We start from the raw sequence: 22078 nt of genomic DNA on the forward strand, positions 1-22078 counted from the left end.
CGTGCAGAAAGCTTTCCTCTGGGTGCGGGTGGCACAGAAAGTCGGGCGCACCGACTTTCTGTGCGCGGCCTACTCGCTGCCGTGTCCCGGTCGGCCCCGGGGCGCGGCGGTGGCGTGTGCGGGTGTGGTGCCCCTGGGTGGTGCGGGAAGTCGACCTCGCCGACTTCCTGCGCAGCCGCCGTCCGGCCGTTGGGTTCTCGGGTCGCCGGGGCGTGCGGAGTCGTGCGGAAAGCTTTCCTCTTGGTGCGGGTGGCGTGGAAAGTCGGGCGCGCCGACTTCCTGTGCGGCTTACTCGCTGCCGTGTCCCGGCCGGCACCGGGGTGCGGCGGTGACGGGTGCGGGTGTGGTGCTCCTGGGTGGTGCGGGAAGTCGACGTCGCCGACTTCCTGCGCAGCCGCCGTCCGGCCGTTGGGTCCTCGGGCCTCCGGGTCGCCGGGTCGCCGGGTCGTCCGGAAAGGTTTCCTCACGGTGCGGTGCGGGGCGGTGCGGTGGCGTGGAAAGTCGGGCGCACCGACTTTCTGTGCGCGGCTTACTCGCTGCCGTGTCCCGGCCGGCCCCGAGGCGCGGCGGGTGCGGGTGCGGGTGCGGTGCTCCTGGGTGGTGCGGGAAGTCGACCTCGCCGACTTCCCGCGCCGCCCAGGGCGCCGGGCAGCCGTTGCGCTACCGGAGCTGTTCGGGGGTCGATCGCAGCCGGACGTGCAGATGGCCCTGGAGGGGGTAGGCGGGCGGGGCCGCGGTGAGGACGCGGTCGAAGGCGTACCGGCTCTTCTCCGCGACCCGGCAGGAGGCGGTGTTGTCCACCTGGTGCAACAGTTCGAGCCGCTGGAGTCCGGTCGGGCCGAGGGTGTCGAAGGCCCAGCCGGTGAGCGCCTCCAGCGCGCGCGGGGCGATGCCCCGGCCCCGGGCGGGGGCGGACGTCCAGTAGCCGACCTCGGCGGTGTGCCCGCCGGGCGAGACCCGCTTGAGCACGAGGTTGCCCAACGGCGGCCCCGGCTCCGCGCCCGGCAGCGCCTCCAGGACGGCGAAGGCGAACCGGTGTCCCGCCGCCCAGGCCTCCTGCTGGGTGCCGACCCAGCGGAGCGCGTCCGCCTCGTCGTCGACGACCGAGGTCGTCCAGCGGCGCAGCACCGGGTCCCGGTACACCTCGACGAGCGCGGGCGCGTCCTCGTTCCGCCAGGGCCGGAGCAGCAGGGCGGGGGCGGACGGGTCGGCATCGACGGGCAGGACCATGGTGTCGTTCATCAGGCAATCGTATCCGGCGGAGCGGCCGACGCCTGGTCAACAGCCGTGGCACCGCAGGTCGATGGGGGTGCCGTGGCCCGAGTGGCGCGTGGCAGACTGGTCGGCCGACGGACAGTTCGTTCGAGTAGGACACGGGGGCGGTCATGACCGGTCGGGGGACCGTGCTCGGCGGGCGCTACACGCTGACCGGGCGCATCGGCGGCGGCGGGATGGGCGCCGTCTGGCGGGCCGAGGACTCGGTGCTCGGGCGGCCGGTGGCGGTGAAGATCCTCCACCCGGCGCTGCTGGCCGACGTGACCTTCGCCGAACGCTTCCGCCGCGAGGCGCGTCTGCTCGCCCTGCTGGACCACCAGGGCATCGTCGACGTGCACGACTACGGCGAGGAGGAGCCGCCGGACGCGGACGGCGACCGTCTCGCGTACCTGGTGATGGAACTGGTCGACGGCCGGCCGCTGGACCGGGTCCTCGCCGCGGACGGCGCCTTCCCGCCCGCCCGGGCGCTCGGACTGCTCGCCGAGGCCCTGGACGCCCTGCACGCCGCCCACCGGCGCGGCATCGTGCACCGCGACGTCAAGCCGTCCAACCTCATGCTCCGGGCCGACGGCCGGGTGACGGTCACGGACTTCGGCATCGCCCGGTCCATGGCCGGGACCAGACTCACGGCCTCGCACGCGGTGATCGGCACCGCGCTCTACATGGCTCCGGAACAGGCCGAGGGCAAGGCCGTCACCCCGGCCGTCGACCTCTACGCGATCGGCGTGGTCTGCTACGAACTGCTCGTCGGCAGGCCGCCGTTCACCGGCGGCGGCATGCTGGAGGTGGCGCTCAAGCATCTGCGCGAGCCCGCGCCGGAGCTGCCGGGGGACATCCCGGCGGCGGTGCGCGCGTTCGTCGCGACGGCGCTGGCGAAGGACCCGGGCGAGCGGTTCGCCGACGCGGCGGCGATGGCGGCCGCGGCCCGGGCGGCGGCGGGCGGCGAGGGTCCGCCGGTGCTCCCGGTGCTCCCGGTGCTCCCGGCGTCCGCGGTCGCGGAGCCCGCGGCCGCGGAGCCGGTCCCCACGGACCCACCGGCGATGGAGGAGGCGGTCGCGGAACCGGTCGCCGCCGTGGCCCCCGTGGCGAGCACGGAACCGGCCGGGCGGACGCGCAGGCGGGGCTTCCTGGTGCCGGTGGTCCTGCCGATCGTGATCTCGGTCGGTACGGCCACCGCGCTGCTCGTCGACCGCGGGCCGTTCACCTCGCAGGCCCAGGAGCCGGGTTCGCCGCCCGCGGTCACGGTGACCATGACCGCCTGGCCGGCGGGTGCGTCGCCGACCGGGGGCCCGCCCCCGGCGCCTTCGCCGACGCCGCCCGCCGTCCCGACCGTCCCGGGTGCCCAGTCCGGCGTGCCGACCGGTGCGGCCGCCCCGGCCGCCCCGACCGGGAAGCCCACTCCGCCCCCCACCGCCCCGCCGTCGACCTCCGCGTCCCGGCCGGGCGGGTCCCCGTCGTCGGCTCCCGGTGCTTCGCAAGCACCTCAGCAGACAGCCGCTCAGACCCAACCGCCCGCCCCTGCCGCACTGTCCGCAGCCCCGGCCACCGCGCCCCAGGCCACCGCGTCGCCCCCGGCCACCGCCCCCGGCGGTGCTCCGGCGAGCGGCTGCGGCGGTACCAACTGGGGTTACATCACCAATGTCGGGGACGGTCTCCGCATGGGCCTGTCCCAGGACAGCCTCACCGGCGGCCAGGCCGTGGTCATGGGCGGTGCGACCGCCTACGGCTGGGTGCACACCGTCCCCAGCAGCTGGCACCAGTTCAACCCCTGCAAGCTGAGCGCCCCCGTCCTGGTGCAGGAGATGGACGGCCGGGTGGCGCTGTCCAACGGCTTCAGCTTCCTCACCAACTGGACGGTCACGGCCGCCACCGTCCCGGGGGCCTTCTACCTGAAGGACTACATGGGCCAGAACTGCCTGACCGACAACGGTGTCGGTGCCCAGCTCACCATGACCGCCTGCACCCCCGGCAACAAGTCCCAGGAGTTCCGCATCCCCTAGCAGCCATTAGTAGCTACTAGTAGGTGTTAAGGGCTGGACGTCGGCGCTGACGGTGTGCCAGGATCGTCCTGCGGCCGACCGCAGGGGGCGGCCGCAGGAGGGGAGGACCCAGTCATGTCCCAGGAGAACCCGGAGTACGTGTCGGTACCGGTGCCGGCCCACCTCGTCCCGGCCGTGTACGCGTTCATCGCCGAGCGCAGCGGCGTCACCGCGGGTGCCGCCGCCGCGCCCACCGCCGGGGACCTCGCGATCAGGTCCCCGCAGGGCGAGCAGCAGCGCCGGCGCGACGAGTGGACCGTCGAGGACCTCCGCACGCTGATCAGCGACCGCCGCGACTCCGTCCAGGTGGTCGTGGCGATCCTCGACATCCTCGCCGAGCAGCCCGGTACCCGGGTCGGCTACGGCGACCTGGCCGGGGCGCTGAAGCTCGACCGCACCCGGCTGCGCGGAGCCCTGTCCGGCTTCACCCGCGTCCTGAAGGCCCACTACGAGCGGGAGTTCTGGCCCATGTGGTGGACCGAGGTGCCCGCGGGCGAGGGCCGGGGCAGCGAGTTCGTGTACTACGTCAGCGATGTCGTCGCGAGGCGCTGGCGTGAGGCCCGTGCCGAGGCGTGAGCGACGGTGAACGGAGCCGAGTGGCGGTCAACGCCACTCGGCGCCCGCCGTCCGCCTGTCACTGGGATCCGCTCACAGTTCCACCCGTCGCCAGCCGTCGCCGCCCGGTCCCACCGGGGCCGGGGCGAAGTCGTAGCGGACACCCTCCGGCCCGAGGGCGAGCAGGGAGATCGAGGAGGAGCCCCAGATCCGGCCGTTCCCGAAGTCGCGTCGCTGGACCAGGGCGGCGGGCGCGTCGAGGGGCAGACCGTCCCCGGTCACGACCGGCAGCCAGCTGCCCCAGGCCCGCTCGGTGTCCGGGGTGCCGAGCAGGGGGAGCGGACGGGGCTCGGCCTCGAACCGGGCCCGGAAGTGGGCGGCGCGGGCGGCCATCAGGGCGCGGATCCGCTCGGAGGCGGTGCGGTTCTCGGCCAGGCCCTCCGGTCCGTCGTTGAGGACGACGCTCAGCCCGGCCGGCAGCTCCAGCTCGACGAGCCGGCCGCCGGTCCCGCCGCCCCAGCTCAGCACCCGGGCGCCGTCGGGGCGGACGACGACCAGGTGGAACGGGTCGTACCGGTCGAGGTCCAGCGCGTCGATCCGGCCGCCGCGGACGGCGAGCAGGGGCAGTTCACCGCGCGAGAGCCGGGCGGCCTCCGGTGCCGAGGTGCCGAATCCGTTCAGCAGGCAGGCCGCGACCGGTCCGGAGGCGCCGGAGTCCGTGTTGCCCGGCTCCACCGCGAGCCACGTCCCGCCCGCGACCAGGTCCAGCCCGCCGACCGCCGAGGGCTGCGCCGGCCAGTGGTGGGCGGGCGGCGACCAGCGCCGTCCCGTGTACTCGTCCCGTACCGACAGCAGCAGTACCGGCACCGCCGCGGACGGCTCGATGCTCACGAACGCCGTACACACGTCCAGTCCCCCTGACCTCGCCCTCCCCGCGATCCTCGCACGCCTGTTCGTCGATCGGGAGGGGGCCGGGCGCCCGGGCGTCGACGGTGTTCCGGGCGCTCCGGGCGTCCTGAGTGTTCCCGGGTGTCCTGAGCGTTCCCGGTGTCCTGAGCCTCCTGGGCGTCCGGACACGCCGGACGCCCAGGAGGCCCAGGAAGCTCGGGGCGCCCGGGATGCTCCCGGGCCCTTCGCCCGGCCCCGACCCGCCCCATGCTCCGCGCCCCATGCTCCGCGCCCCATGCTCCGCGCACTTTGCAAAGTTCACTTTGCAAAGTGCGCGCAACCCGAGCCCTGCCCCTTAAGCCGCCCTGATTAGGGCATTTTCCACCCTTTCACACCCCTCGCCGCCCTCCCCGCTCTTCTCCGCACTTTGCAAAGTCACACTTTGCAAAGTGTGGAGCGCGCACGCAGGGGGATGGGAGAGAGCGGCGGAGGGCGGTCGGCAGCAAGTACCCGCCGCTGGAGTGGCCCACGATTTTCGTGCCCGAACGTACCGAACCGCCAGGCCACCACGCCCCTAGGCTGAGCGCTATGACGACCACGAACAACACCCCCGTCACCCCCGTCGCCCCCGCCGACACCCCGGTCCCCGCGCCCGCCCAGCGCATCTCGCTGCCGGACCTCGCCCCCGACTTCTACAAGGCGATGATCAGCCTGGACCGCCGGGCCCGCCAAGGCGTGGACCCGGCCCTCGCCGAGCTGGTCAAGGTGCACGCCTCGATGATCAACGGCTGCGCCTTCTGCATCGACATGCACAGCACCGACGCCCTCGGCCAGGGCGAGCAGAACCACCGCCTGCTCTCCCTCCCGGCCTGGCGCGAGACCCCGTGGTTCACCGCCAAGGAGCGCGCCGCCCTGGCACTGACCGAGTCCTTCACCCTGCTCACCCAGGGCCATGTGCCGGACGCCGTCTACGACGAGGCGGCCGCGCACTTCGAGGAGGCCGAGCTGGCGCAGCTGATCGCGCTGATCATCACCATCAACGCCTGGAACCGGATCGGCGTCGGCACCCGGCTCAGCCCGGCCGCGAAGTAGCGGGCGGCGGAGGATGACGGTCGAGCAGCGGGAGAAGGCCCGCTCCCTGCGTGAACTCCACCGCCCCGGCGATCCGTTGGTGCTCGCCAACGTCTGGGACGCGACGAGCGCCCGGCTGGTCGCGGCGGCCGGGGCGCGGGCCCTCGCCACGGCCAGCGCGAGCGTCAGCTGGACGCTCGGCAGCCCCGACGGCGAGGGCGCCGACCGCTCACGGGTGCTGGCACAGACGGAGCTGATCGTCCGCGCGGCCGGCCCGCTGCCGGTCACGGCGGACCTGGAGAGCGGGTTCGCCGGGACCGCGGCGGGTGTCGGCGGGACGGTCGAAGCCCTGCTCGCCACCGGCGCGGTCGGCGTCAACCTGGAGGACGGGGGCCGGCCGGTCGCCGAGGCGGCCGAGCGGATCGCCGCGGCCCGGGCGGCGGCGGACGCGGCCGGAGTGCCGCTGTTCGTCAACGGCCGCACCGATGTCTTCCTGCACGCCGGGGGCACCGCGGACCCGGCGGAGCTGCTGGACGAGGCGGTGGCCAGGCTGCGGGCCTACGTCGAGGCGGGCGCGGACGGCGTGTTCGCCCCGGGGGTGTCCGACCCGGCGGTGATCGCCGCACTGGTCGGGGCCGTCCCGGCGCCGCTCAATGTACTGGCGGGCCCGGGCGCGCGGTCCGTGCCGGAGCTGGCAGCACTGGGGGTGGCCAGGATCAGTCTGGGACCCGGCCTGGCGAAGGCGGCGTACGCGGCGGTGCGCCGCGCCGCCGAGGAGGTGTACGGGGACGGAACGTACTCCGCGCTCGACGGCGGGCTCGACTACGGGGAGTTGCAGGGGCTGTTCGTCAGCCGGTGAGCGCGCCGAGCGTGCCGAGCGTGCCCATGGCGTGGTTGACGATGTTGCCGTTGGAGCAGGTGGTGGGCCCGGCGCCGTGGCTGCCCAGGGCGGGGACGGCCGCGAACTCCTGCAGACAGGCCGCGGCGGCCGCGAAGTCCGGGCCGGTCGCCGCGCCACCGGAGCCCGAGGCCGAGCCCGAGGCCGAGCCGGAGCCCGGGCCCGGGTCGGCACCGGAGCCGGAGTCCGCGGCGAACGCTGCGGTCGGTGCGGCGGCCAGCGCCAGCGCGGCCAGCAGGAGCGCGGTGGGCCGCCGCACGCCGCTCACAGGCCGTGCCCGATCTCGCCGCTGAGGCCCGGGTGGCTCATCTGGTTGGTGCCGATGGCCTCGATCTCGCTCGCCGTGCCGCCGACCACCGGCAGGTCCTTCGCCTCGTGCAGCAGGAGGTCGGCGGGGGAGAGGGTCATCCCGTTGGACAGGCCGCCGAGCGCGTCCGGGGACGCCGCGGTCGAGGTGGCGGCGGACGCGGACGGCACGGCGGCGGCGAGACCGGCCACGGTCAGGGCGGCCAGGGTGGCGAGTTTCTTCATGAACCCCCCAACGACCCGGCCGCCCCGAGGTCACCGCGGCCCGCGCGGCGAACGGCCGGTCAGATCGTGACCCGCAGCGTGCGCACGCTGTTGCTGACGAACGAGGCGATCGGCTCCGGCTCCGGCCCGTCCGCGAGCGCGAGCCCGGGGTAGCGCTCGAACAGGAACCGCAGCGCCGTCTCCGCCTCCAGCCGGGCCAGCCCCGAGCCCAGGCAGAAGTGCGGGCCGTGCCCGAAGGACAGGTGCCGGTTCGGCGTCCGGCCGAGGTCGAAGCGGTCGGCGTCGGGGTAGTGGGCCCCGTCCCGTCCGGCGGCCGCGTACGAGGCGAGCAGCGCCTCGCCGCGCCGGATCACCACCTCGCCGACCCGGATGTCCTCGGTGGCGTAGCGGAGCGGGAACTGTCCGACCGGCGAGTCGTACCGCAGCGTCTCCTCGACCACGGCCGACCACGGCACCGTGCCGTCCAGCACCGTCCGCAGCTGCTCGGGGTGGGCGAGCAGGGCGCGCACCGCGTTGGTGATCAGGTTGAGCGTGGTCTCGTGCCCGGCCACCAGCATCAGCAGCAGGGTGCCGACGAGTTCCGGCTCGCCGAGCCGGTCGTCCTCCTCGCGGGCGGCGATGAGGTCGGTGGTCAGGTCGTCGCCGGGTTCGGCCCGCTTGGCGGCTACCACCGAGGCGAGCAGCGCGAACAGCGACTGCTGCGCGGCGGCGGCGGCCCCGGGGGTGGCGGAGCTGGAGACCAGGGTGTCGGACAGCTCGTGCAGTTCGTCCTGCTGCTTGGGCGGCAGGCCGAGCAGCTCGCCGATCACCTGCATCGGCAGCGGGTAGGCGAAGTGCTCGCGCAGGTCGAACGCGCCGTCCAGCTCGGAGATCCGGTCGAGCAGGGCGGTGGTCCTGGCCTCGACGGCGGGCTGCAGGGCGGCCACCCGGCGCGGGGTGAAGGCCTGGGTGACGAGTCCGCGCAGCCGCCGGTGGTCCTCGCCGTCGACGGTGATCATGCCGGGGACGGTGACGAAGTTGATCAGTGGCCAGCCCTCGGGCAGCCGGCCTTCCCGGAACACCGTCCACAGCCGGGGGTCCTTGCCGACGCGGGGGTCGGCGAGGAGTTCCTGGAGGGTGTCGTGGTGGGTTATCGCCCAGACCACCACCCCGCCAGGGAGTTCCACCAGGACCGCCGGCCCGGCTCCCCGGAGCCGGGCGTTCTCCCCGTGCTGGTCGCGTCCGAAGGCGTCGAGGACGACGGGCTCGGCTCTTCCGCCCCCGAGGCCGTCCCCGAGGTCGTTCCCGAGGCTGCCCCCCAGGCCGCCCCCGGTGCCGCCCCCGGTGCTGCGCCCGGGGCCGTCCCCGGTGTCTGCGGAGTCTGCGGTACCTGCGGCGGTGTCCATGCGGAGGGCCTCTCGGGAGCTGGCGGGCGGGGCGGGGTGAAGGCGCTGTAGAGCACCGGCAGGCTGATCAGGGCGCGCGACCAGGGGGACGGGCGCCAGGCCAGCTCGTGCGGGGGGACGGCGAGTTGGAGGTCCGGCAGCCGGTGCAGCAGGGTCTCGACGGCGGTCTCGACGATGATCCGGGCCGGGTGCTGGGCCGGGCAGACGTGCTTGCCCGCGCCCCAGGCGAGGTGGGCCCGGTTCCCGCCGATCGAGGCGTGCCCGATCGACGGGTGCCCGACGGCGCCGGGGCCCTGGGCGGCCGGGTCGGCGTTGGCCGCGGCCAGACCGAGCACGAGCATGTCGCCCCGGGCGATGAACTGGCCGCCGAGCACGGTGTCCGAAGTGGCCCACCGGCCGGGGAAGTTCTGCGTCGGCGGGTCGCGCCAGAGCACCTCCTCCAGCGCGTCGGCGACGGTCAGCCGGCCGCCGGTGAGGGTGGCCCGGAAGCGCCGGTCGGTGAGCAGCAGCCGCAGGGTGTTGCCGGTCCAGCAGATGGTGGTCTCGTTCCCGGCGATCATCAGCACCACCAGGTGGTGCACCGCTTCCTCGTCGGTCAGCCCGGCCGGGTGGGCGAGCAGCCAGGAGGTCAGGTCGGCGCCGGGCGTGGTCCGGCGCTGCCGCACCAGGTCGACCAGGAGGGTCTGGAACTCCTGGTTGGCGCGCACCGATTCGGCGCCGCTGTCGGCGATGTGGCTGATCAGCCGGATGAGGTGCGCGCCCGCCTCGTCGGGCAGGCCGAGCAACTGGGTGAAGACCAGCAGCGGCAGCCGGCGCGCGTACTGGGCGACCAGGTCGGCGGTGCCGTCGGGGCCCCAGCTGTCGATCAGCGCGTCGGCGGCGGCCTCGGTGGTCTCGCGCAGCTGCCGGTGGTCGACCCGGGCGAGGGTGTCGGCGACGGCGGCGCGCAGCCGCTGGTGCTCGGCGCCGTCGAGGTTGAGCAGGGTGGGGCGCCAGGAGGTCATCGGCTGGAGCCGGGAGTCGGCGGCCAGCCGGCCTTCGGCGGGGACCCGCCAGCGGCGCGAGTCCTTGGAGAACAGCGCCTCGTTGCGGGTGAGTTCGAGCAGTTCGGCGTAGCCGAGGACGAGCCAGGACTCGACCCCGGGCTCCAGCTCGATCGGTGCCACCGGCCCGTACTGGGCGCGCAGCCGGGCGTACAGGCCGTGCGGGTCGTCGGCGACGGCGGAGCCGTAGAGCGGGGTGAGCGGCACCCCGACCGGCAGTCCGCCGGGCAGGGTGCCGCCGTGGGTGGCCGCGGCGGGAGGGCCGCCGTCGTGGGCCGCGGCCGGGGGGAGGCCGCCGCCCGTCGCGTGCGCGGGGCACCCGGGCGGCGGGACGGCCGTCGTGCCGGGCTCGGGAACGGTCATCGCTGCGGCTCCAGGACGGCGGTGCGGTACAGGTGGTCGACGAAGTCGATCAGCAGGTCGTAGGAGGCCCGCCGGTCCCGGGCGTCGCAGTACAGGATCGGCGCCCCGGGCAGCAGGTCCAGTGCCGACCGCAGTTCCTCCTCGGGGTAACTGGGCGTGTCCGGGAAGGTGTTGACGGCGACCGCGAACGGTATCTGCTGCTCCTCCAGCCGCCCGAGCACGTCGAAGCTCTCGTCCGGACGCCGCAGGTCGACCATCGCGATCGCGCCGAGCGCGCCGCGCGACAGGTCGTCCCAGAGCGGCCAGAACCGCTGCTGTCCGGGTGTGCCGAACAGGTACAGCGCGAGCCGGGGGTTGAGGGTGATCCGGCCGAAGTCCAGCGCCACCGTGGTGGTGGTCTTGCCGCCGCGCCCGGTGAGGTCGTCCACGCCGCTGCTGGCGGCCGTCATGGTCTCCTCGGTGCGCAGCGGGGAGATCTCGCTCAGCGAGCCGACCAGGGTGGTCTTGCCGACGCCGAACGGGCCGGTGACGAGGATCTTCACCGCGCCCTGGACGGACGGCGGCAGGTACTGCGGTGCGGCGGGAGGGCCGGCGACCGGGTCAGCGGAGTTGGCGGAGGCCAACGAGTACCTCTTCCAGAAGAGTGGTGGGCAGGCGTTCGGCCTGCGGAACGGGCGGGAGTACCTGGACGGCGCCGAGGTCCCAGAGGTCGCCGACCAGGACCTTGACGACTCCGAGCGGCAGCCCCAGGTGGGCCGCCACCTCGGCGATCGACAGCAGGCTGTGGCAGAGGTCCAGGGTCCGCCGGTGCTCGCGGTTGAGCAGGGCGTGCTCGGGGAGTTCGGGCCGGTCGGGTAACGCGACGACCAGGCTCTCGAAGGCCAGCTCGGTGCGGGTGGGCCGGCTGCGGCCGCCGGTGATGACGTAGGGGCGGACCGGACCGCCGCTCACCGCTGGCCCCCCGCCGCGAGATCGGCGCGCGGCGGGCTCGTGAGGTGGGTGCCGATCCGCTCGACCAGGACCTGCATCTGGTAGGCCACCAGGCCGGCGTCGACGTCGTCGCCGGTCACCACCGCCAGGTGCGCCCCGGCCCCGGCGGCGACGATGAAGAGGTAGCCGCCGCCGTACTCGATGACGATCTGCCGGGTCGCGCTGCCGCGGCCGCCGAAGCCCTGGGCGACGCCGCGGGCCAGCGACTGGAGGCCGGAGCAGGCCGCCGCGAGCCGCTCCGCGTCCTCGCGCACGATGCCCTCGCTGCGTCCGATCTCCAGGCCGTCGTTGGACACCACGACGGCGTGCTGGACCTGCGGGACGTTGACGATGTCGGCGAGCAGCCAGCCGAGGTCAGGGGTGGTGGTCATGGAACTCTCCGGGGCGCTGGGGAAGCTGGGGGGAAGGGGGAAGGGAAGGCTCGTGCGGGTCCTGGGAGCCGGCCCGGGCGGCCGAGCGGCCGCCGGCGGTGCCGGCCTGGAACATCGACATGAACGCCTGGGCCTGCTGCGCCGAGCGGTACGGCGGGGCCGGCGGCGGAGTGGGGGCGGCATTGGCGGCGTGCCGGGTGGCGGCGCGGCCGCGGCGGTGGCTCCGGCGGGGCAGCGGCGGCGGTGCGGTGTCCGGTGCGGTGTCGGCGGTCGGGTAGCCGGTGACGGGGGGGTACACGGGCGGGTAGCCGGTGGCCGTCGCGGGGTCGTACGGGGCGGGGTCGTCCAGGTCGTACGGGACGCCCTGGGGCGGGTGCGACGGGTACGACGAGTGCGGCGTGTACGGCTGGTAGGGCTGGTACGGGTCGTGCGGCACGTGCGGTGCATGCGGCACGTGCGGCGCATGCGGCTCGTGGGGCGGGTGCGGGTGGTCGGCCGGGACGTCCGGGTACGCCGTCGCGGCGTCCGGGTGGGCGTCCGGGTGGGCCGCCGGCCCGGGCAGGTCGGGCCGGGCCGGGGGGACGGCCCGACCGCGGGGCGCGGACCGCGCGGGCGCCGCTGGTCCGCCGAACACCGCGTCGCCCCGGCCCAGGCCCGGCACGGTCGGCGGCAGCGGTTCGGTGAGCAGCGCGTTCGGCAGCAGCACCACGACCCGCACACCGCCGTACGGCGAGGGCGCGGAGCCGATCGTGACCCGGAAGCCGTACTGCTCGGCGAGTCGGCCGACCGCCGCCAGGCCGAGCTGGGGCACCTCGCCGAGGCGGGAGACCTCCAGCGTGGATCCGCCGGCGAGGGCGTCGGCGGCCTTCTCGACGGCGGGTTCGGGCATCCCGACGCCGCCGTCGTCGATCTCGATCACGGCCCCGTTGTGGACCGGCATCAGGGTGACGTACACCTGGGTGCTGGGCGGGGAGTAGCGGGTGGCGTTGTCCAGCAGTTCGGCGACGGCGTGGATCAGCGCCTCGGCGGCCGCGCCGACCACGGCGGTCTCGATCCGGCTGCGGATCATCACCCGCTGGAACGGCAGGATGCGCGACTGGGCGCCGCGCACGACGTCCTCCAGCGAGACCGGCTCGGGCCAGTGGCGGCCGGCCCTGGCGCCGCAGAGCACGGCCAGGGTCTGGGCGAGGCGGGCCTGTTGGGCGGCCGCGTGGTCGGCCTTGAGCAGGCCCTCCAGCAGGGTCGGGTCGTCGTGGGTGCGCTCCATCTCGTCCAGCAGGGCCTGCTGGTCGTGCGCCATGACGAGGATCCGGCGGGCGACGCTGAGGAAGGCCCGCTGGGTGGAGGCGTTGAGTTCCTGGTCCTGCTGGGCGGCGGCCAGTTCGGTTCCGCGGCGGGAGAGTTCGGCCGCGAGCTGTTCCCGGAGGCGGGTGATCTCGTGCTGCTGCTGGGTGACCCGACGCCGCTGGGTGGTGGAGACCGCGCGGTAGCGGGCGGCGGCCACCAGGGCGAGAGCGGCGAGCACGCCTGTTGCCGTTGCGCACCACTGAGTCATCGTCACGCGGCGAATTCTAGGGCGATCATCCTATGAAGGTGCGACCGGATCTCGCCAGGTGACCGGATCTCATCGATATCCCGTCAATACCACGCCGGTTCGCACTGGTTCGAACGCGATCGGACTGTCCGTGGGCAGTCGACCGGTGTCCCGTCAGCCCCGCTGGTGCACGGCCGACAAACGGTGCAACAGCAGCAACGCGACGTCGTCCGGACGCGAACGCCGCTCGGTCACGTTCAGAGTGAGCAGATCGGCCAGCTTTTCCAGGTCCGGCCCCGGTTCGACCCGGACCGGCCCGGTGTTGCGCGCCCACAGCTCCAGCCCGCCGAGCATCCGGTGCACGGACTCGTCGTAGTCCTCCTCGCGGTCCTCCACCAGGCCGTCGGTGTAGGCGAGCAGCGTCTCGCCGGGCGGCAGGTACTCGACCGCCAGCGGGTACGGCCGCTCGGGAGCCACGCCCAGCGGAGGGCCGCCGGGGAGGTTCAGCTCCACCGCCCTGGCGTCCGCGGTGACCCGGACCGGCGCCGGGTGTCCGGCGCGGGCCGCCCGCACGGTGCCGTCGGCCGGGTCGAGGGTCAGGTACAGGCAGGTGGCGAACAGCTCGGTGTCCAGCTCGGTCAGCAGCCGGCTGGTCCGGGCGAGCGTGGCGGCCGGGTCGTGCCCGTCGGTCGCGTAGGCCCGCAGTCCGCTGCGCAACTGCCCCATCACCGCCGTGGCCTCGGCGTTGTGCCCCTGGACGTCCCCGATCACCAGCCCGATCCGGCCGTCCGGGAGCCGCAGCAGGTCGTACCAGTCGCCGCCGATCTGCATGCCCTCGGTGCTCGGCAGGTAGCGGGCGGCGCTGGCGATCCCGGGCAGCCGGGGCAGGGTGCGCGGCAGCATCGCCCGCTGCAGTTCGGTCGCCCGGTGGTGGTGGGTGTCGTAGAGCCGGGCCCGCTCCAGGGACTGGGCCAGGATGCCCGCGAACGAGGAGTAGAGGGTGCGGTCCTCGCGCCCGAACGCGCGCTCGGTGGCGAAGGTGATCAGACAGGAGCCGACCTGCCGGCCGGAGGCGATCAGCGGCAGCACCGCCCACGCGGCCGGGGCGAGCGGGCTGCCGGTCCCGCCGCCCGTCCCGTCGCCCTCGCCGCGGCCGGTCCCGCCGGCGGGACCGGCCGTCCGGTCGGCCCCGCGTCCGCGTCCGCGCCGGGCCGGCTCGCTGAACAGCGGGGCCGACCGGGCCAGGGCGCGCTGCATCACGCCCTCCGACAGGTCGGCCAGCCGGGTCAGCTCGGTACGCCGCTCGCCCCCGTAGACGGTGTGCGAGACGGGCAGCAGCCGCCCCTCGTCGACCAGGTCCAGCACGATGCCGGCCGCCCCGAAGGCGGGCCGGCAGATGTCGGTGACGGCCGTGGTGACGTCCCGGACGGTGACCGCCCGGGACAGTGCCCGGGTGAGAGCCAGCAGCAGTGCCGACCGGGCCCCGGCGGCGGAGGTGCCCTCGGTGGTGCCGGCGGGCTCCTGCCCGGGGCCGGACGGGGAGCCCGGGCCGGACGGCGCCGGGGACCGCCCGCCGGGCGCCCCGTCCCCGGGCGGGCGTTCGCCGGGGGTCCGGCCGTGGTCGAGATCGGCGATCAGGCCGGCGATCCGCACCGGGCGGCGGTGCACGTCCAGCATCACCTCGCCGGTCTCCTCGATCCGGATCACCCCGCCGCCCCGGCGCGGCACCCGGTAGCGGATCCGGTACGGGCCGCCGGTGGCGAGGGCCTCGGCCATGGCGGCCTGGACGTCCGGGAGGTCCTCGGGGTGGACCACGAGGTCCAGGGAGGGGGCGGGGGAGGTGCCGCCGCGCTCCGGCGCCGGCCGGCCGACCAGCCGCAGCGCCTGGGCGTCCCAGTGGGTCTCGCCGGTGACCAGATCCCGTTCGAAGGCCCCGTGCCCGGAGGCCCGGACGGCGAGCGAGAGCATCGAGTGGGCGGTCGCGGCGGCCGGATCGGCGGCGCCCGCGCACGGGCCGGGGCGCACCCCGTGCGCCGCACCCCGGTCCGGGCGCCCTCCGCGTCCCGGCTGCCCTTCGGGTTCCGGGTGCCCTCCGCCTCCCGGCTGCTCGCCGTGCCCCGGGTGCCCTCCGGTCCCGCCCGTTCCGCCGAGCGCCCCGGTGCCCGCCCTGGCGTGCTCCAGCAGGTGGCCGAGCCGGTGCCCGCAGGCGTCCGCGAGGGTCTCCAGCACGTCCAGGTCGCGCCGGGGGACCGTCCCCCGGTGGGCGAGGGCCAGGGCGAGGACGCCCAGCGGCCGGCCGTCGACGATCATCGGCAGGGTGGCGACGGCGACCATCCCGGTGCCCATCCCGGCGTTCCGGTTCGGATAGTCGGCGCTGGTGCGTTCGGGGCTCAGCAGATAGGGACGGCGCAGCCGCAGCGCCATCGCGGCGGGCAGGTCCCCGGCCGGGTCGACCACGCTGTAGCGCTCGTGGGCCCAGTCGGGCAGGCCGTGGGAGGCCGTGAGCCGGAGCATTCCGGTGGAGTCCAGCAGGTAGAGCGCCGAGCCCTCACCGGTGATCCAGCTCGGGCCCTCGGCGAGCACGGTGCCGAGCAGTTCGGCGGCGTCCGCGCAGCCCAGCAATAAGCGGACGCAGCGCATGGCACTGCGCGCGGTGGGGCTGCTGCGCGGGTCCACGGGGATGGCCGGCCTCTCCGGTGCCTTATGGGGCAGTTAATTCTTAATACCTTATTTCTTAATCGGGTGAGGGGAGAGTCGAACGGTGTGCCCCGGGAGCCCGGGGCGCCCGGTGTGCGTGGGGCCCCGCCGGGTCCGGTACCCTTCTCCGTACGACGTGCCGCCCTGGGGGCGGTGGGTCGTAACGGCGCGGGGCTATAGCTCAGACGGTTAGAGCGCTTCCCTGATAAGGAAGAGGCCACAGGTTCAAGTCCTGTTAGCCCCACACCAGTCCGAAGGGCCCGGAGCAGTGCGCTCCGGGCCCTTCGGCGTTCCCGCCCGGACGGCCCCCGGCGCCCACCCCCCGGGACCCCGCCGTCCTCGCCGTCCCCACCGCCCTGTCGCTCCGTGCCCGCTCCGTGCCCGCTCCGGACCCGTCCGGGCTCAGCGGGGCCAGCCGCGCAGTCCGGCGGTCAGTACGGTGATCATCCGCTCCTGGGTCTCCCCGAGGTCCTCGGCGAGCTGGAAGGCGCCGGCCGTCGACAGCGCCGCGAAGCCGTGGGCCAGCGAGCGGAACGTGCGGGCCGCGTGGATCGCCTCGGAACCCTCCAGCCCGTACCCGCGGAGCACCGCGACGATCACCCCGACCAGCCGGGCGGCTGCGTTCGACAGGTCCTCGTCCGGCCGCGGGGCCTGCGGCAGCGCGGCGTACCGGTGCGGGCGCTCGGTGGCGTAGGCGTGGTAGGCCCGCAGGACGGCGGCGACCGCCTCGTCCCCGCTCCGGCCGAGCGCCGCCCCGGCGAGCCGGTCGGCCAGTTCCTCGGTGACCCGGACGGCGACCAGCCGGCGCAGTTCGGCCAGTCCGCCGCTGACGTGCTTGTAGAGCGAGGGGGTGGCGACCTTGGCGCGGGCGGCGACGGCGGCCAGGGTGAGGGCCTCGGGACCCTGCTCGTCGATGAGGGCGAGGGCGTGGTCGACGACCTGCTCGGGGGTGAGTCCGACTCGGGGCATCGGGGGTCTCCTGGTGGGCGCGGCGGGCGTGGTGGGCGTGGTGGATCGGTGGAGGGGGCGGCGCTGGACGGCGGCGGCCGGGCGGAGGGCGCGTGCGGTCCCAGGCGATCGGGCGATCGAGCGATCGAGCGGTCAGGCGAGCTCGGCGAGGAAGCCCAGCAGGGCGTCGGCGGTGGCCTCCGGGTGGTCGGCCATCGGGTAGTGCCCGGCGCCCTCGACCATCACCTTGCGTGCCCCGAGCGCGGCGGCCTGCCGGTCGGCGACCAGCTCCGGGTCGCCGAAGTCGGGGTCCTCGGAACCCATCACCACCAGCGCCGGGCAGCGCACGGCCGAGGTCCAGCCGAGGGGCGAGGAGTCGCCGTGCACATAGCCCCGGGTGGCGGCCCGCCGGCCCGGGGTGCGCAGCGCGGAGACCAGCCCGGCCACGTACTCCTCGTGGTCGGCGGGCTTGGGGCCGGGGAAGGCGGCCCTGCGCAGGTAGAGCCCCCAGAACGCGGGCGAGCGCACCAGCAGCGCGCCCATCGCCCGGACCACCGTCCGCTGCAGGGCGGTGGGCGGCACGTTCTCGACGAAGGCGTCGATCAGGACGATCCCGGCGACCCGCTCCGGGGCGTCCCCGGCGGCTCCGACCACGCTGGCGCCGGTGTAGGAGTTGCCCGCCAGGACGGCCCGGTCGATGCCCAGGTGGTCCAGCAGGGCGAGCACGTCGCCGGCGATCGCGGCGGGGGAGTAGTCGTCCCAGTGGATCGAGGAGTCACCGAAGCCGCGCAGGTCCATGGTGATCACCCGGCGGCCGGCGGCGGTCAGCAGCGGGCGCAGGTGCCGGTACGCGGCCCGGCTGTCGAGCATCCCGGGGAGCAGGACGACGGGGGTGCCGTCGCCGCGCCCGGTGTCGTCGAAGGCGATCCGGCCACCGGGGAGGTCGAGGTAGCGGGTGGCGGGGGCGATGGTGCCGTTCATGGGAGCCTCCTCGGGCGGTCGTCGGCGAGTGCCGATAGCCATAAAGCTAAGGCTAATAGCCTTAGCCGTCAAGCCCTCCCGAGCGGCGGTCCGCGCCCGGGCCGGTCAGACTCCCTCCACCTTGAACGGGTCGTGCTCGGTCAGCAGCTTGTCCAGCCGGGCCTGGTCGACCCTGGTGACGAGATCGGTGGTCTCCTGCCGGTCCCGGACCACCTTGGCCAGGGTGAACGCCGAGGTGACCGTCCAGAGCAGGCCGACGGCGAGGAAGGCCCTGGTCCACGGCTCGACCGGCAGGTAGGCGATCCCGGCGCCGAGGGCGGTGCCGGAGAGGGCGAAGGACAGGACGGCCTGGATGTAGTAGGCGGCCGTGGTGCGTGACTGCATCGGTGCGCTCATGGCGCCCAGAATGGCCGCGCGGCTCCGGCCGCACATGAGTAGTCGTACTCAGATGGGAGCCCGTTCGTTGACGTCCTCTCACGTTCGGTAGTGTCAGGTGTCATCAAACGTCACAAATCGCCCATCGGACCGCGCAGCGTCCGATCCGTGTCCGGTCGTCATCAACGGATGGCTTGGAATCGGGGGGCTCTCGGATTAACGTTTGATAACGCAGCGCGGACCGCAACGCCGTACCCAGACGGCACCGTGCGCCGTCGCCTAATCCCGCCGGCCGGCCTCCGGGCAGGCCATGGGAGCCGGGGAACCATGTTCCTTGGGGTGAATCGGCAGGGTCGGGGCATCGCCCGGACCCAGCCGTAGGAGACCTTCCTGCTCCGAACCCGTCAGCTAACCCGGTAGGCGCGAAGGAAGGAAAGGAGCGCGCCTCCGTGGCGTCGACGCACACCCAGGCACACCCGTCCGGGTCCTCCACCGGCACCCAGCTGCTCGACCACCCCGGCCCGTTCGCCGGCCACGGTCCCTTCGGCGGCCCCGCCGACGAGAGCGCCCCGCCGGCCGCCGACACCAGCCGGCACCGGATGCCCCGTCAGACCCGCGGCACCGCGCCGCTGCTCGGCGTCACCGCCGTCGCCGCCACCCTGGGCGCGACCGGCTTCGCCTCCGCCACCCCGGCCGCCGCGCCCGCCGTGGAGACCCCCGACGAGACCCCGGTCGCGCTGTCCGCCGACCCCGGCCTCGCGCTCGCCGCCCGGATCCAGCAGCAGGCCGACAGCCAGCGCACCGCCGCCGAGGAGACCGCCAGGGTCCAGGCCGCCCAGGAGGCCGAGGCCAAGCGCGCCGCCCAGGTCGCCCAGCAGGAGCAGGCCCGGCGCACCGCCGAGGAGGCCGAGAAGGCCAAGCTCGCCGCCATCAAGCTGCCGGTCCGCGACTACCGGCTCTCCGCCCACTACGGCCAGAGCGCGCGCTACTGGGCGCACCTGCACACCGGCCTCGACTTCGCCGCCGACCAGGGCGAACCCGTCTACGCGGTCGGCCAGGGCACCATCACCTCGGCCGGCTGGGCCGGCGCCTACGGCTACCGGATCGTCGAGACCCTGCCCGACGGCACCGAGATCTGGTACTGCCACCTCTCCTCGATCATCAAGGGCTCCGGCAAGGTCCTCCCCGGCCAGCAGATCGGCAAGGTCGGCGCCACCGGCAACGTCACCGGCGCCCACCTGCACGTCGAGGTCCGCCCCGGCGGCGGAGCCCCGGTCGACCCGGAGACCTGGTTCGAGCAGCGCGGCGTCACCCCCTGACGCCGTCTTCCTGACCCGGCTCCCCCGAGCACGACGAGGGGCCCCGGCCGCACGGCGGCTCCAGGGGCCCCTCGCCGTGTTCCGCGCCTACTCCGGCGCCCGCTCGTCGCCGTCCGTGTCCGCGTCCGGGGCCGCGTACCCGTCGCCGTCCGTGTCCGCGTACCCGTCCGCCGGTTCGTCGCCGTCCGTCTCCGTGAACCCGTCGCCGTCCGCCCGCTCCTCCGCCCAGGCCGCGTCCAGCCCGGCCAGATAGGCGTCGATCTCCGCTGGCCCCGGCTCCGGCGCCAGCTCCGGGAACTCCGCCACCAGCAGCTCCGGCAGCCCCGGCACCGTCCAGGTCCCGGCCAGCTCCAGCGCCGCCAGCGCCGCGGCCTCCTCGAACGCCCCGAAGTCCCCGGCCAGCTCCTCCGGCATCGGCCGGCCCAGCGCCGTCAGCTCGGCCAGGTTCCGGTAGCTGCGCCGCATCAGCCCCTGCTCCAGCAGCCGCCGCGCGCCGTCCGTGGCCATCCCGACCGCCAGCGTCCGGCCGCCGGCCTCCCAGCCCCCGTCGTCCACCGGGTCCAGCACGCCGTCCGCCTCCAGCGCCGCGAACGACGCCAGCCGCTCCTCCTCCGGCAGCCCCCGGAACCCCTCCAGCCAGGCCCGCACCGCCTCCCCGTCGGCGGTGTCCACCCCGGCCGCGCGCAGCAGCAGCGTGTACAGCCGGGGCCAGGTCACCAGGTCGGCCCGGCGCAGCAGTCCGGCCGCCACCTCGCCCTGCCACTCGGCCTCCGCGTGCAGCCGCTCCTGCCGCTTGGCGTTCAGCCGCTTCGCCGCCCGCCGGTGGTCGATCAGCAGCCGCACCGCCGCGCCGTACGCCAGCGGGTCCTGCCCCGGCTCCGGCTGGACGTACAGGTACAGGCGCTCGTACAACAGGTGCTCCACCGCGGCGGAGGTGAGTTCGGGCCAGCCGTCGTGCATCCTGCCCTCGCCCAGCTCCAGCAGCGCCAGCACCGCCCGCAGCGGGCTCTCGGCGACCGGCTCGCGGCCCTCCGCCTCCGCCCAGGCGAGCAGCTCGGCGGCCTTGGTGCGCGGGGCGAGCCGCAGGTCTTCGTCTTCCATAACCACGAACCGTAACCGCTGGTCGCGGGTAGGGTCGGGAGCCATGGTCCCCGTTCGACTCACCGGTGCCCGGCTTGCCGTGCGCGAGTTCCACCACACCCCCGAGGACGTGGCCGCGCTGCACGCCGTGTTCGGCGACCCGGAGGCCACCCGCTACCTCCCGTTCGCCCCGCGCGACCTCGAGACCTGTGCCGACCAGGTCGCCCAGTTCGTCGAGGAGGCCGAGAAGGAGCACCGGGAGGTCTACCGGCTCGCCGTCACCCGCCTTTCCGACGCCGACGACCCGGCCCGCGCCGTCCCGATCGGCAACGCCGCGCTCGGTCTCGTCCCGTTCGGCGCCGCCACCATCGGCTACGCGCTGCGCCGCGACGTCTGGGGTTCCGGCTACGCGGGCGAGCTGGTCGCCCTGCTGCGCGACTTCGCCTTCGGCCCGCTCGGCGTGCACCGGCTGGAGGCCCGGGTGGACGTCGACAACGCCGCCTCGATCCGGGTGCTGGAGCGGGCCGGCTTCCGGCTGGAGGGGCGGGTCCGGCACGACTACCGGGGCCCGGACGGCTGGCGGGACGCCCGGCAGTACGCCCTGCTCGCCGACGACCCGCCGGCCGGGAGCGCCGGGCAGGGGGGATAACCCCACCCCCGGTTCGCCGGGGAGCCGGATGTCCGGCGGGCGCGGGTTTTGACAGGCTTCAGAGGTCGGCGGGAGACGCCCGACGAGCCCGAACCGCGACCGACCCGAGGGACCGTGACCCGGCCATGAGCACCCACACCATGCAGCGCAGCGAGTACGACGCGTACGACGGCGACGCCGGGCACGGCGGCGCTCACCGCACCGAGGAGCCGCCGTACGCCTGGCGGGCCCCGTTCAGCTCCTACTTCTACCGGGAGGTCGGCTACACGCTGACCGGTCTGCCGGTGGCGATCGTCGGCTTCGTCACCGCCGTGACGCTGTTCTGCCTGGGCCTCGGCACCTTCGTGACGGTGCTCGGCCTGCCGGTCCTGGCCGGTCTGACCACCGCGGCCCGGGGCTTCGGGCGGCTGGAGCGGGCCCGGGTCCGCGGCCTGCTGGCCCTGGACGTCCCCGGCCCGAAGCCGGTGCGGGTGGTCCGGCCCGGCGCCTGGGGCGCGATCACCGCCCGGCTGGCGGACGGGGCCGGCTGGAAGGCCGTGCTGTACCAGGTGGTGATGTTCCCGTGGGCGATCCTCAGCATGGTGCTGTCGCTGGTCTTCCTCTGCGTCGGATGGACGCTCGCGTTGTACCCCGCCTACCACTGGGTGTTCGCGCGCTGGACGGACTGGCCCGGCTACCGGCTCTACGACTTCACCACCGAGTCCGGCCACTACGAGTACTACATCCAGTCGCCGCTGCAGATCGCGGGCGTGAGCTTGATCGGCCTGCTGTTCGTCCTCGTCACCCCCCAGCTGGTGCGCGGCCTGACCAACGTCAACCGCCTCGCCGCCCGCGGCCTGCTCGGCCGCTGAACCGCTCCCGCGTCTCGGAGCAGCGTTTCTGACCAGGCCGGAAGTGGATGCCTGGCGAAGTCGTTCCAGGTTCTTCTGCTGCCCCCTCGCTCGCACGGAGCGAGGGGGCAGCTCTGGAAGCGGGGAGTGGGGGGGGGGGGGCCCCCCCCGCCCCCCCCCCGGGGGGGGGGCCCCCCCCCCCCCGGGGCCCCGCCCCCCCCCCCCCCCCCCCCGTGCCCACCAACGGGAAGGACAA

Annotated in this window: 22 protein-coding genes, 1 tRNA gene and 1 riboswitch; of the genes, 8 read left to right on the forward strand and 15 right to left on the reverse strand. The window is 74.9% G+C overall.

Annotated features, from left to right (window positions below; all coding sequences use genetic code 11):
- Window positions 1–660 precede the first annotated feature (660 nt).
- Complete coding sequence (locus tag ACIPYS_RS33655) at window positions 661–1242, reverse strand: GNAT family N-acetyltransferase (protein ID WP_400753399.1); 582 nt, start codon at window positions 1240–1242, stop codon at window positions 661–663.
- 143 nt (window positions 1243–1385) lie between these two features.
- On the opposite strand from ACIPYS_RS33655, the gene ACIPYS_RS33660 reads away from it, so the two are divergent.
- On the forward strand, window positions 1386–3275 hold the full coding sequence (locus ACIPYS_RS33660; protein ID WP_400753402.1) for a protein kinase: 1890 nt from the start codon (window positions 1386–1388) through the stop codon (window positions 3273–3275).
- 114 nt (window positions 3276–3389) lie between these two features.
- Window positions 3390–3890 carry a hypothetical protein gene (locus tag ACIPYS_RS33665; RefSeq protein WP_093861412.1) on the forward strand — a complete coding sequence of 167 codons (501 nt, stop codon included), beginning with the start codon at window positions 3390–3392 and terminating at the stop codon, window positions 3888–3890.
- A 72-nt stretch (window positions 3891–3962) separates the two neighbouring features.
- Here the strand turns inward: ACIPYS_RS33665 and ACIPYS_RS33670 are convergent, their stop codons facing one another.
- A complete protein-coding gene (locus ACIPYS_RS33670; protein ID WP_400753406.1) occupies window positions 3963–4760 on the reverse strand; it encodes an NRDE family protein in 798 nt (265 codons plus the stop codon).
- A gap of 585 nt (window positions 4761–5345) precedes the next feature.
- Between ACIPYS_RS33670 and ACIPYS_RS33675 the strand changes: the two genes are divergently transcribed.
- Together ACIPYS_RS33675 and ACIPYS_RS33680 are read left to right on the forward strand one after the other, a co-directional pair.
- Window positions 5346–5849 (forward strand): carboxymuconolactone decarboxylase family protein, encoded by a 504-nt coding sequence (locus ACIPYS_RS33675; protein WP_400753409.1) that lies wholly within the window; start codon window positions 5346–5348, stop codon window positions 5847–5849.
- 13 nt (window positions 5850–5862) lie between these two features.
- Window positions 5863–6687, forward strand: coding sequence for an isocitrate lyase/phosphoenolpyruvate mutase family protein (locus ACIPYS_RS33680; protein ID WP_093861415.1), 825 nt, complete (start codon window positions 5863–5865; stop codon window positions 6685–6687).
- Here the strand turns inward: ACIPYS_RS33680 and ACIPYS_RS33685 are convergent.
- From ACIPYS_RS33685 to ACIPYS_RS33725, 9 genes are all read right to left on the reverse strand, one after another.
- Window positions 6677–6985 carry a hypothetical protein gene (locus ACIPYS_RS33685; protein WP_400753412.1) on the reverse strand — a complete coding sequence of 103 codons (309 nt, stop codon included), beginning with the start codon at window positions 6983–6985 and terminating at the stop codon, window positions 6677–6679. The genes ACIPYS_RS33680 and ACIPYS_RS33685 overlap by 11 nt on opposite strands.
- A gap of 5 nt (window positions 6986–6990) precedes the next feature.
- Complete coding sequence (locus ACIPYS_RS33690) at window positions 6991–7257, reverse strand: hypothetical protein (RefSeq protein WP_093861417.1); 267 nt, start codon at window positions 7255–7257, stop codon at window positions 6991–6993.
- A gap of 59 nt (window positions 7258–7316) precedes the next feature.
- Entirely contained in the window at window positions 7317–8423 is a 1107-nt protein-coding gene (locus ACIPYS_RS33695; RefSeq protein ID WP_400753415.1) for a cytochrome P450, read from the reverse strand.
- Window positions 8387–10048, reverse strand: coding sequence for a cytochrome P450 (locus tag ACIPYS_RS33700; RefSeq protein WP_400753418.1), 1662 nt, complete (start codon window positions 10046–10048; stop codon window positions 8387–8389). Before ACIPYS_RS33700 ends, ACIPYS_RS33695 begins: the two co-directional genes overlap by 37 nt.
- On the reverse strand, window positions 10045–10671 hold the full coding sequence (locus ACIPYS_RS33705) for an ATP/GTP-binding protein (protein ID WP_093861419.1): 627 nt from the start codon (window positions 10669–10671) through the stop codon (window positions 10045–10047). Before ACIPYS_RS33705 ends, ACIPYS_RS33700 begins: the two co-directional genes overlap by 4 nt.
- Window positions 10649–10999 (reverse strand): DUF742 domain-containing protein, encoded by a 351-nt coding sequence (locus ACIPYS_RS33710; RefSeq protein WP_093861420.1) that lies wholly within the window; start codon window positions 10997–10999, stop codon window positions 10649–10651. The genes ACIPYS_RS33705 and ACIPYS_RS33710 overlap by 23 nt, the downstream gene beginning before the upstream one ends.
- Complete coding sequence (locus ACIPYS_RS33715; RefSeq protein WP_030397833.1) at window positions 10996–11409, reverse strand: roadblock/LC7 domain-containing protein; 414 nt, start codon at window positions 11407–11409, stop codon at window positions 10996–10998. The genes ACIPYS_RS33710 and ACIPYS_RS33715 overlap by 4 nt, the downstream gene beginning before the upstream one ends.
- Entirely contained in the window at window positions 11393–12964 is a 1572-nt protein-coding gene (locus ACIPYS_RS33720; protein WP_400753477.1) for an ATP-binding protein, read from the reverse strand. The genes ACIPYS_RS33715 and ACIPYS_RS33720 overlap by 17 nt, the downstream gene beginning before the upstream one ends.
- A gap of 153 nt (window positions 12965–13117) precedes the next feature.
- Complete coding sequence (locus ACIPYS_RS33725) at window positions 13118–15619, reverse strand: SpoIIE family protein phosphatase (protein WP_400753422.1); 2502 nt, start codon at window positions 15617–15619, stop codon at window positions 13118–13120.
- 191 nt (window positions 15620–15810) lie between these two features.
- On the opposite strand from ACIPYS_RS33725, the gene ACIPYS_RS33730 reads away from it, so the two are divergent.
- Window positions 15811–15884, forward strand: a tRNA-Ile gene (locus ACIPYS_RS33730).
- 158 nt (window positions 15885–16042) lie between these two features.
- Here the strand turns inward: ACIPYS_RS33730 and ACIPYS_RS33735 are convergent.
- From ACIPYS_RS33735 to ACIPYS_RS33745, 3 genes are all read right to left on the reverse strand, one after another.
- Entirely contained in the window at window positions 16043–16609 is a 567-nt protein-coding gene (locus tag ACIPYS_RS33735) for a TetR/AcrR family transcriptional regulator (protein ID WP_093861423.1), read from the reverse strand.
- 132 nt (window positions 16610–16741) lie between these two features.
- Entirely contained in the window at window positions 16742–17569 is an 828-nt protein-coding gene (locus ACIPYS_RS33740) for an alpha/beta fold hydrolase (protein ID WP_400753427.1), read from the reverse strand.
- 105 nt (window positions 17570–17674) lie between these two features.
- Window positions 17675–17965, reverse strand: coding sequence for a YiaA/YiaB family inner membrane protein (locus ACIPYS_RS33745; RefSeq protein WP_173862092.1), 291 nt, complete (start codon window positions 17963–17965; stop codon window positions 17675–17677).
- Between the two features lie 245 nt (window positions 17966–18210).
- Window positions 18211–18381: riboswitch (cyclic di-AMP (ydaO/yuaA leader) on the forward strand.
- A 12-nt stretch (window positions 18382–18393) separates the two neighbouring features.
- On the opposite strand from ACIPYS_RS33745, the gene ACIPYS_RS33750 reads away from it, so the two are divergent.
- On the forward strand, window positions 18394–19263 hold the full coding sequence (locus tag ACIPYS_RS33750; protein WP_051740652.1) for a M23 family metallopeptidase: 870 nt from the start codon (window positions 18394–18396) through the stop codon (window positions 19261–19263).
- Between the two features lie 87 nt (window positions 19264–19350).
- Here the strand turns inward: ACIPYS_RS33750 and ACIPYS_RS33755 are convergent, their stop codons facing one another.
- Window positions 19351–20364, reverse strand: coding sequence for a hypothetical protein (locus ACIPYS_RS33755; RefSeq protein WP_400753431.1), 1014 nt, complete (start codon window positions 20362–20364; stop codon window positions 19351–19353).
- A 43-nt stretch (window positions 20365–20407) separates the two neighbouring features.
- Here ACIPYS_RS33755 and ACIPYS_RS33760 point away from each other — a divergent pair, with 43 nt between their 5' ends.
- On the forward strand, window positions 20408–20992 hold the full coding sequence (locus ACIPYS_RS33760; protein ID WP_400753434.1) for a GNAT family N-acetyltransferase: 585 nt from the start codon (window positions 20408–20410) through the stop codon (window positions 20990–20992).
- A 125-nt stretch (window positions 20993–21117) separates the two neighbouring features.
- On the forward strand, window positions 21118–21843 hold the full coding sequence (locus ACIPYS_RS33765) for a sensor domain-containing protein (RefSeq protein ID WP_400753437.1): 726 nt from the start codon (window positions 21118–21120) through the stop codon (window positions 21841–21843).
- Window positions 21844–22078 lie beyond the last annotated feature (235 nt).

This window comes from Kitasatospora sp. NPDC089913, from assembly GCF_044748625.1.
In the GTDB taxonomy this organism is placed as follows: Bacteria; Actinomycetota; Actinomycetes; order Streptomycetales; family Streptomycetaceae; genus Kitasatospora.

Excerpts from the sequence above, each read along its gene's own strand:
- ACIPYS_RS33655 (WP_400753399.1), bottom strand. The coding sequence starts at position 1,242 with ATGAACGACACCATGGTCCTGCCCGTCGATGCCGACCCGTCCGCCCCC.
- ACIPYS_RS33660 (WP_400753402.1), top strand. The coding sequence starts at position 1,386 with ATGACCGGTCGGGGGACCGTGCTCGGCGGGCGCTACACGCTGACCGGG.
- ACIPYS_RS33665 (WP_093861412.1), top strand. The coding sequence starts at position 3,390 with ATGTCCCAGGAGAACCCGGAGTACGTGTCGGTACCGGTGCCGGCCCAC.
- ACIPYS_RS33675 (WP_400753409.1), top strand. The coding sequence starts at position 5,346 with ATGACGACCACGAACAACACCCCCGTCACCCCCGTCGCCCCCGCCGAC.
- ACIPYS_RS33680 (WP_093861415.1), top strand. The coding sequence starts at position 5,863 with ATGACGGTCGAGCAGCGGGAGAAGGCCCGCTCCCTGCGTGAACTCCAC.
- ACIPYS_RS33690 (WP_093861417.1), bottom strand. The coding sequence starts at position 7,257 with ATGAAGAAACTCGCCACCCTGGCCGCCCTGACCGTGGCCGGTCTCGCC.
- ACIPYS_RS33700 (WP_400753418.1), bottom strand. The coding sequence starts at position 10,048 with ATGACCGTTCCCGAGCCCGGCACGACGGCCGTCCCGCCGCCCGGGTGC.
- ACIPYS_RS33715 (WP_030397833.1), bottom strand. The coding sequence starts at position 11,409 with ATGACCACCACCCCTGACCTCGGCTGGCTGCTCGCCGACATCGTCAAC.
- ACIPYS_RS33720 (WP_400753477.1), bottom strand. The coding sequence starts at position 12,964 with ATGACTCAGTGGTGCGCAACGGCAACAGGCGTGCTCGCCGCTCTCGCC.
- ACIPYS_RS33735 (WP_093861423.1), bottom strand. The coding sequence starts at position 16,609 with ATGCCCCGAGTCGGACTCACCCCCGAGCAGGTCGTCGACCACGCCCTC.
- ACIPYS_RS33740 (WP_400753427.1), bottom strand. The coding sequence starts at position 17,569 with ATGAACGGCACCATCGCCCCCGCCACCCGCTACCTCGACCTCCCCGGT.
- ACIPYS_RS33745 (WP_173862092.1), bottom strand. The coding sequence starts at position 17,965 with ATGAGCGCACCGATGCAGTCACGCACCACGGCCGCCTACTACATCCAG.
- ACIPYS_RS33755 (WP_400753431.1), bottom strand. The coding sequence starts at position 20,364 with ATGGAAGACGAAGACCTGCGGCTCGCCCCGCGCACCAAGGCCGCCGAG.
- ACIPYS_RS33760 (WP_400753434.1), top strand. The coding sequence starts at position 20,408 with ATGGTCCCCGTTCGACTCACCGGTGCCCGGCTTGCCGTGCGCGAGTTC.
- ACIPYS_RS33765 (WP_400753437.1), top strand. The coding sequence starts at position 21,118 with ATGAGCACCCACACCATGCAGCGCAGCGAGTACGACGCGTACGACGGC.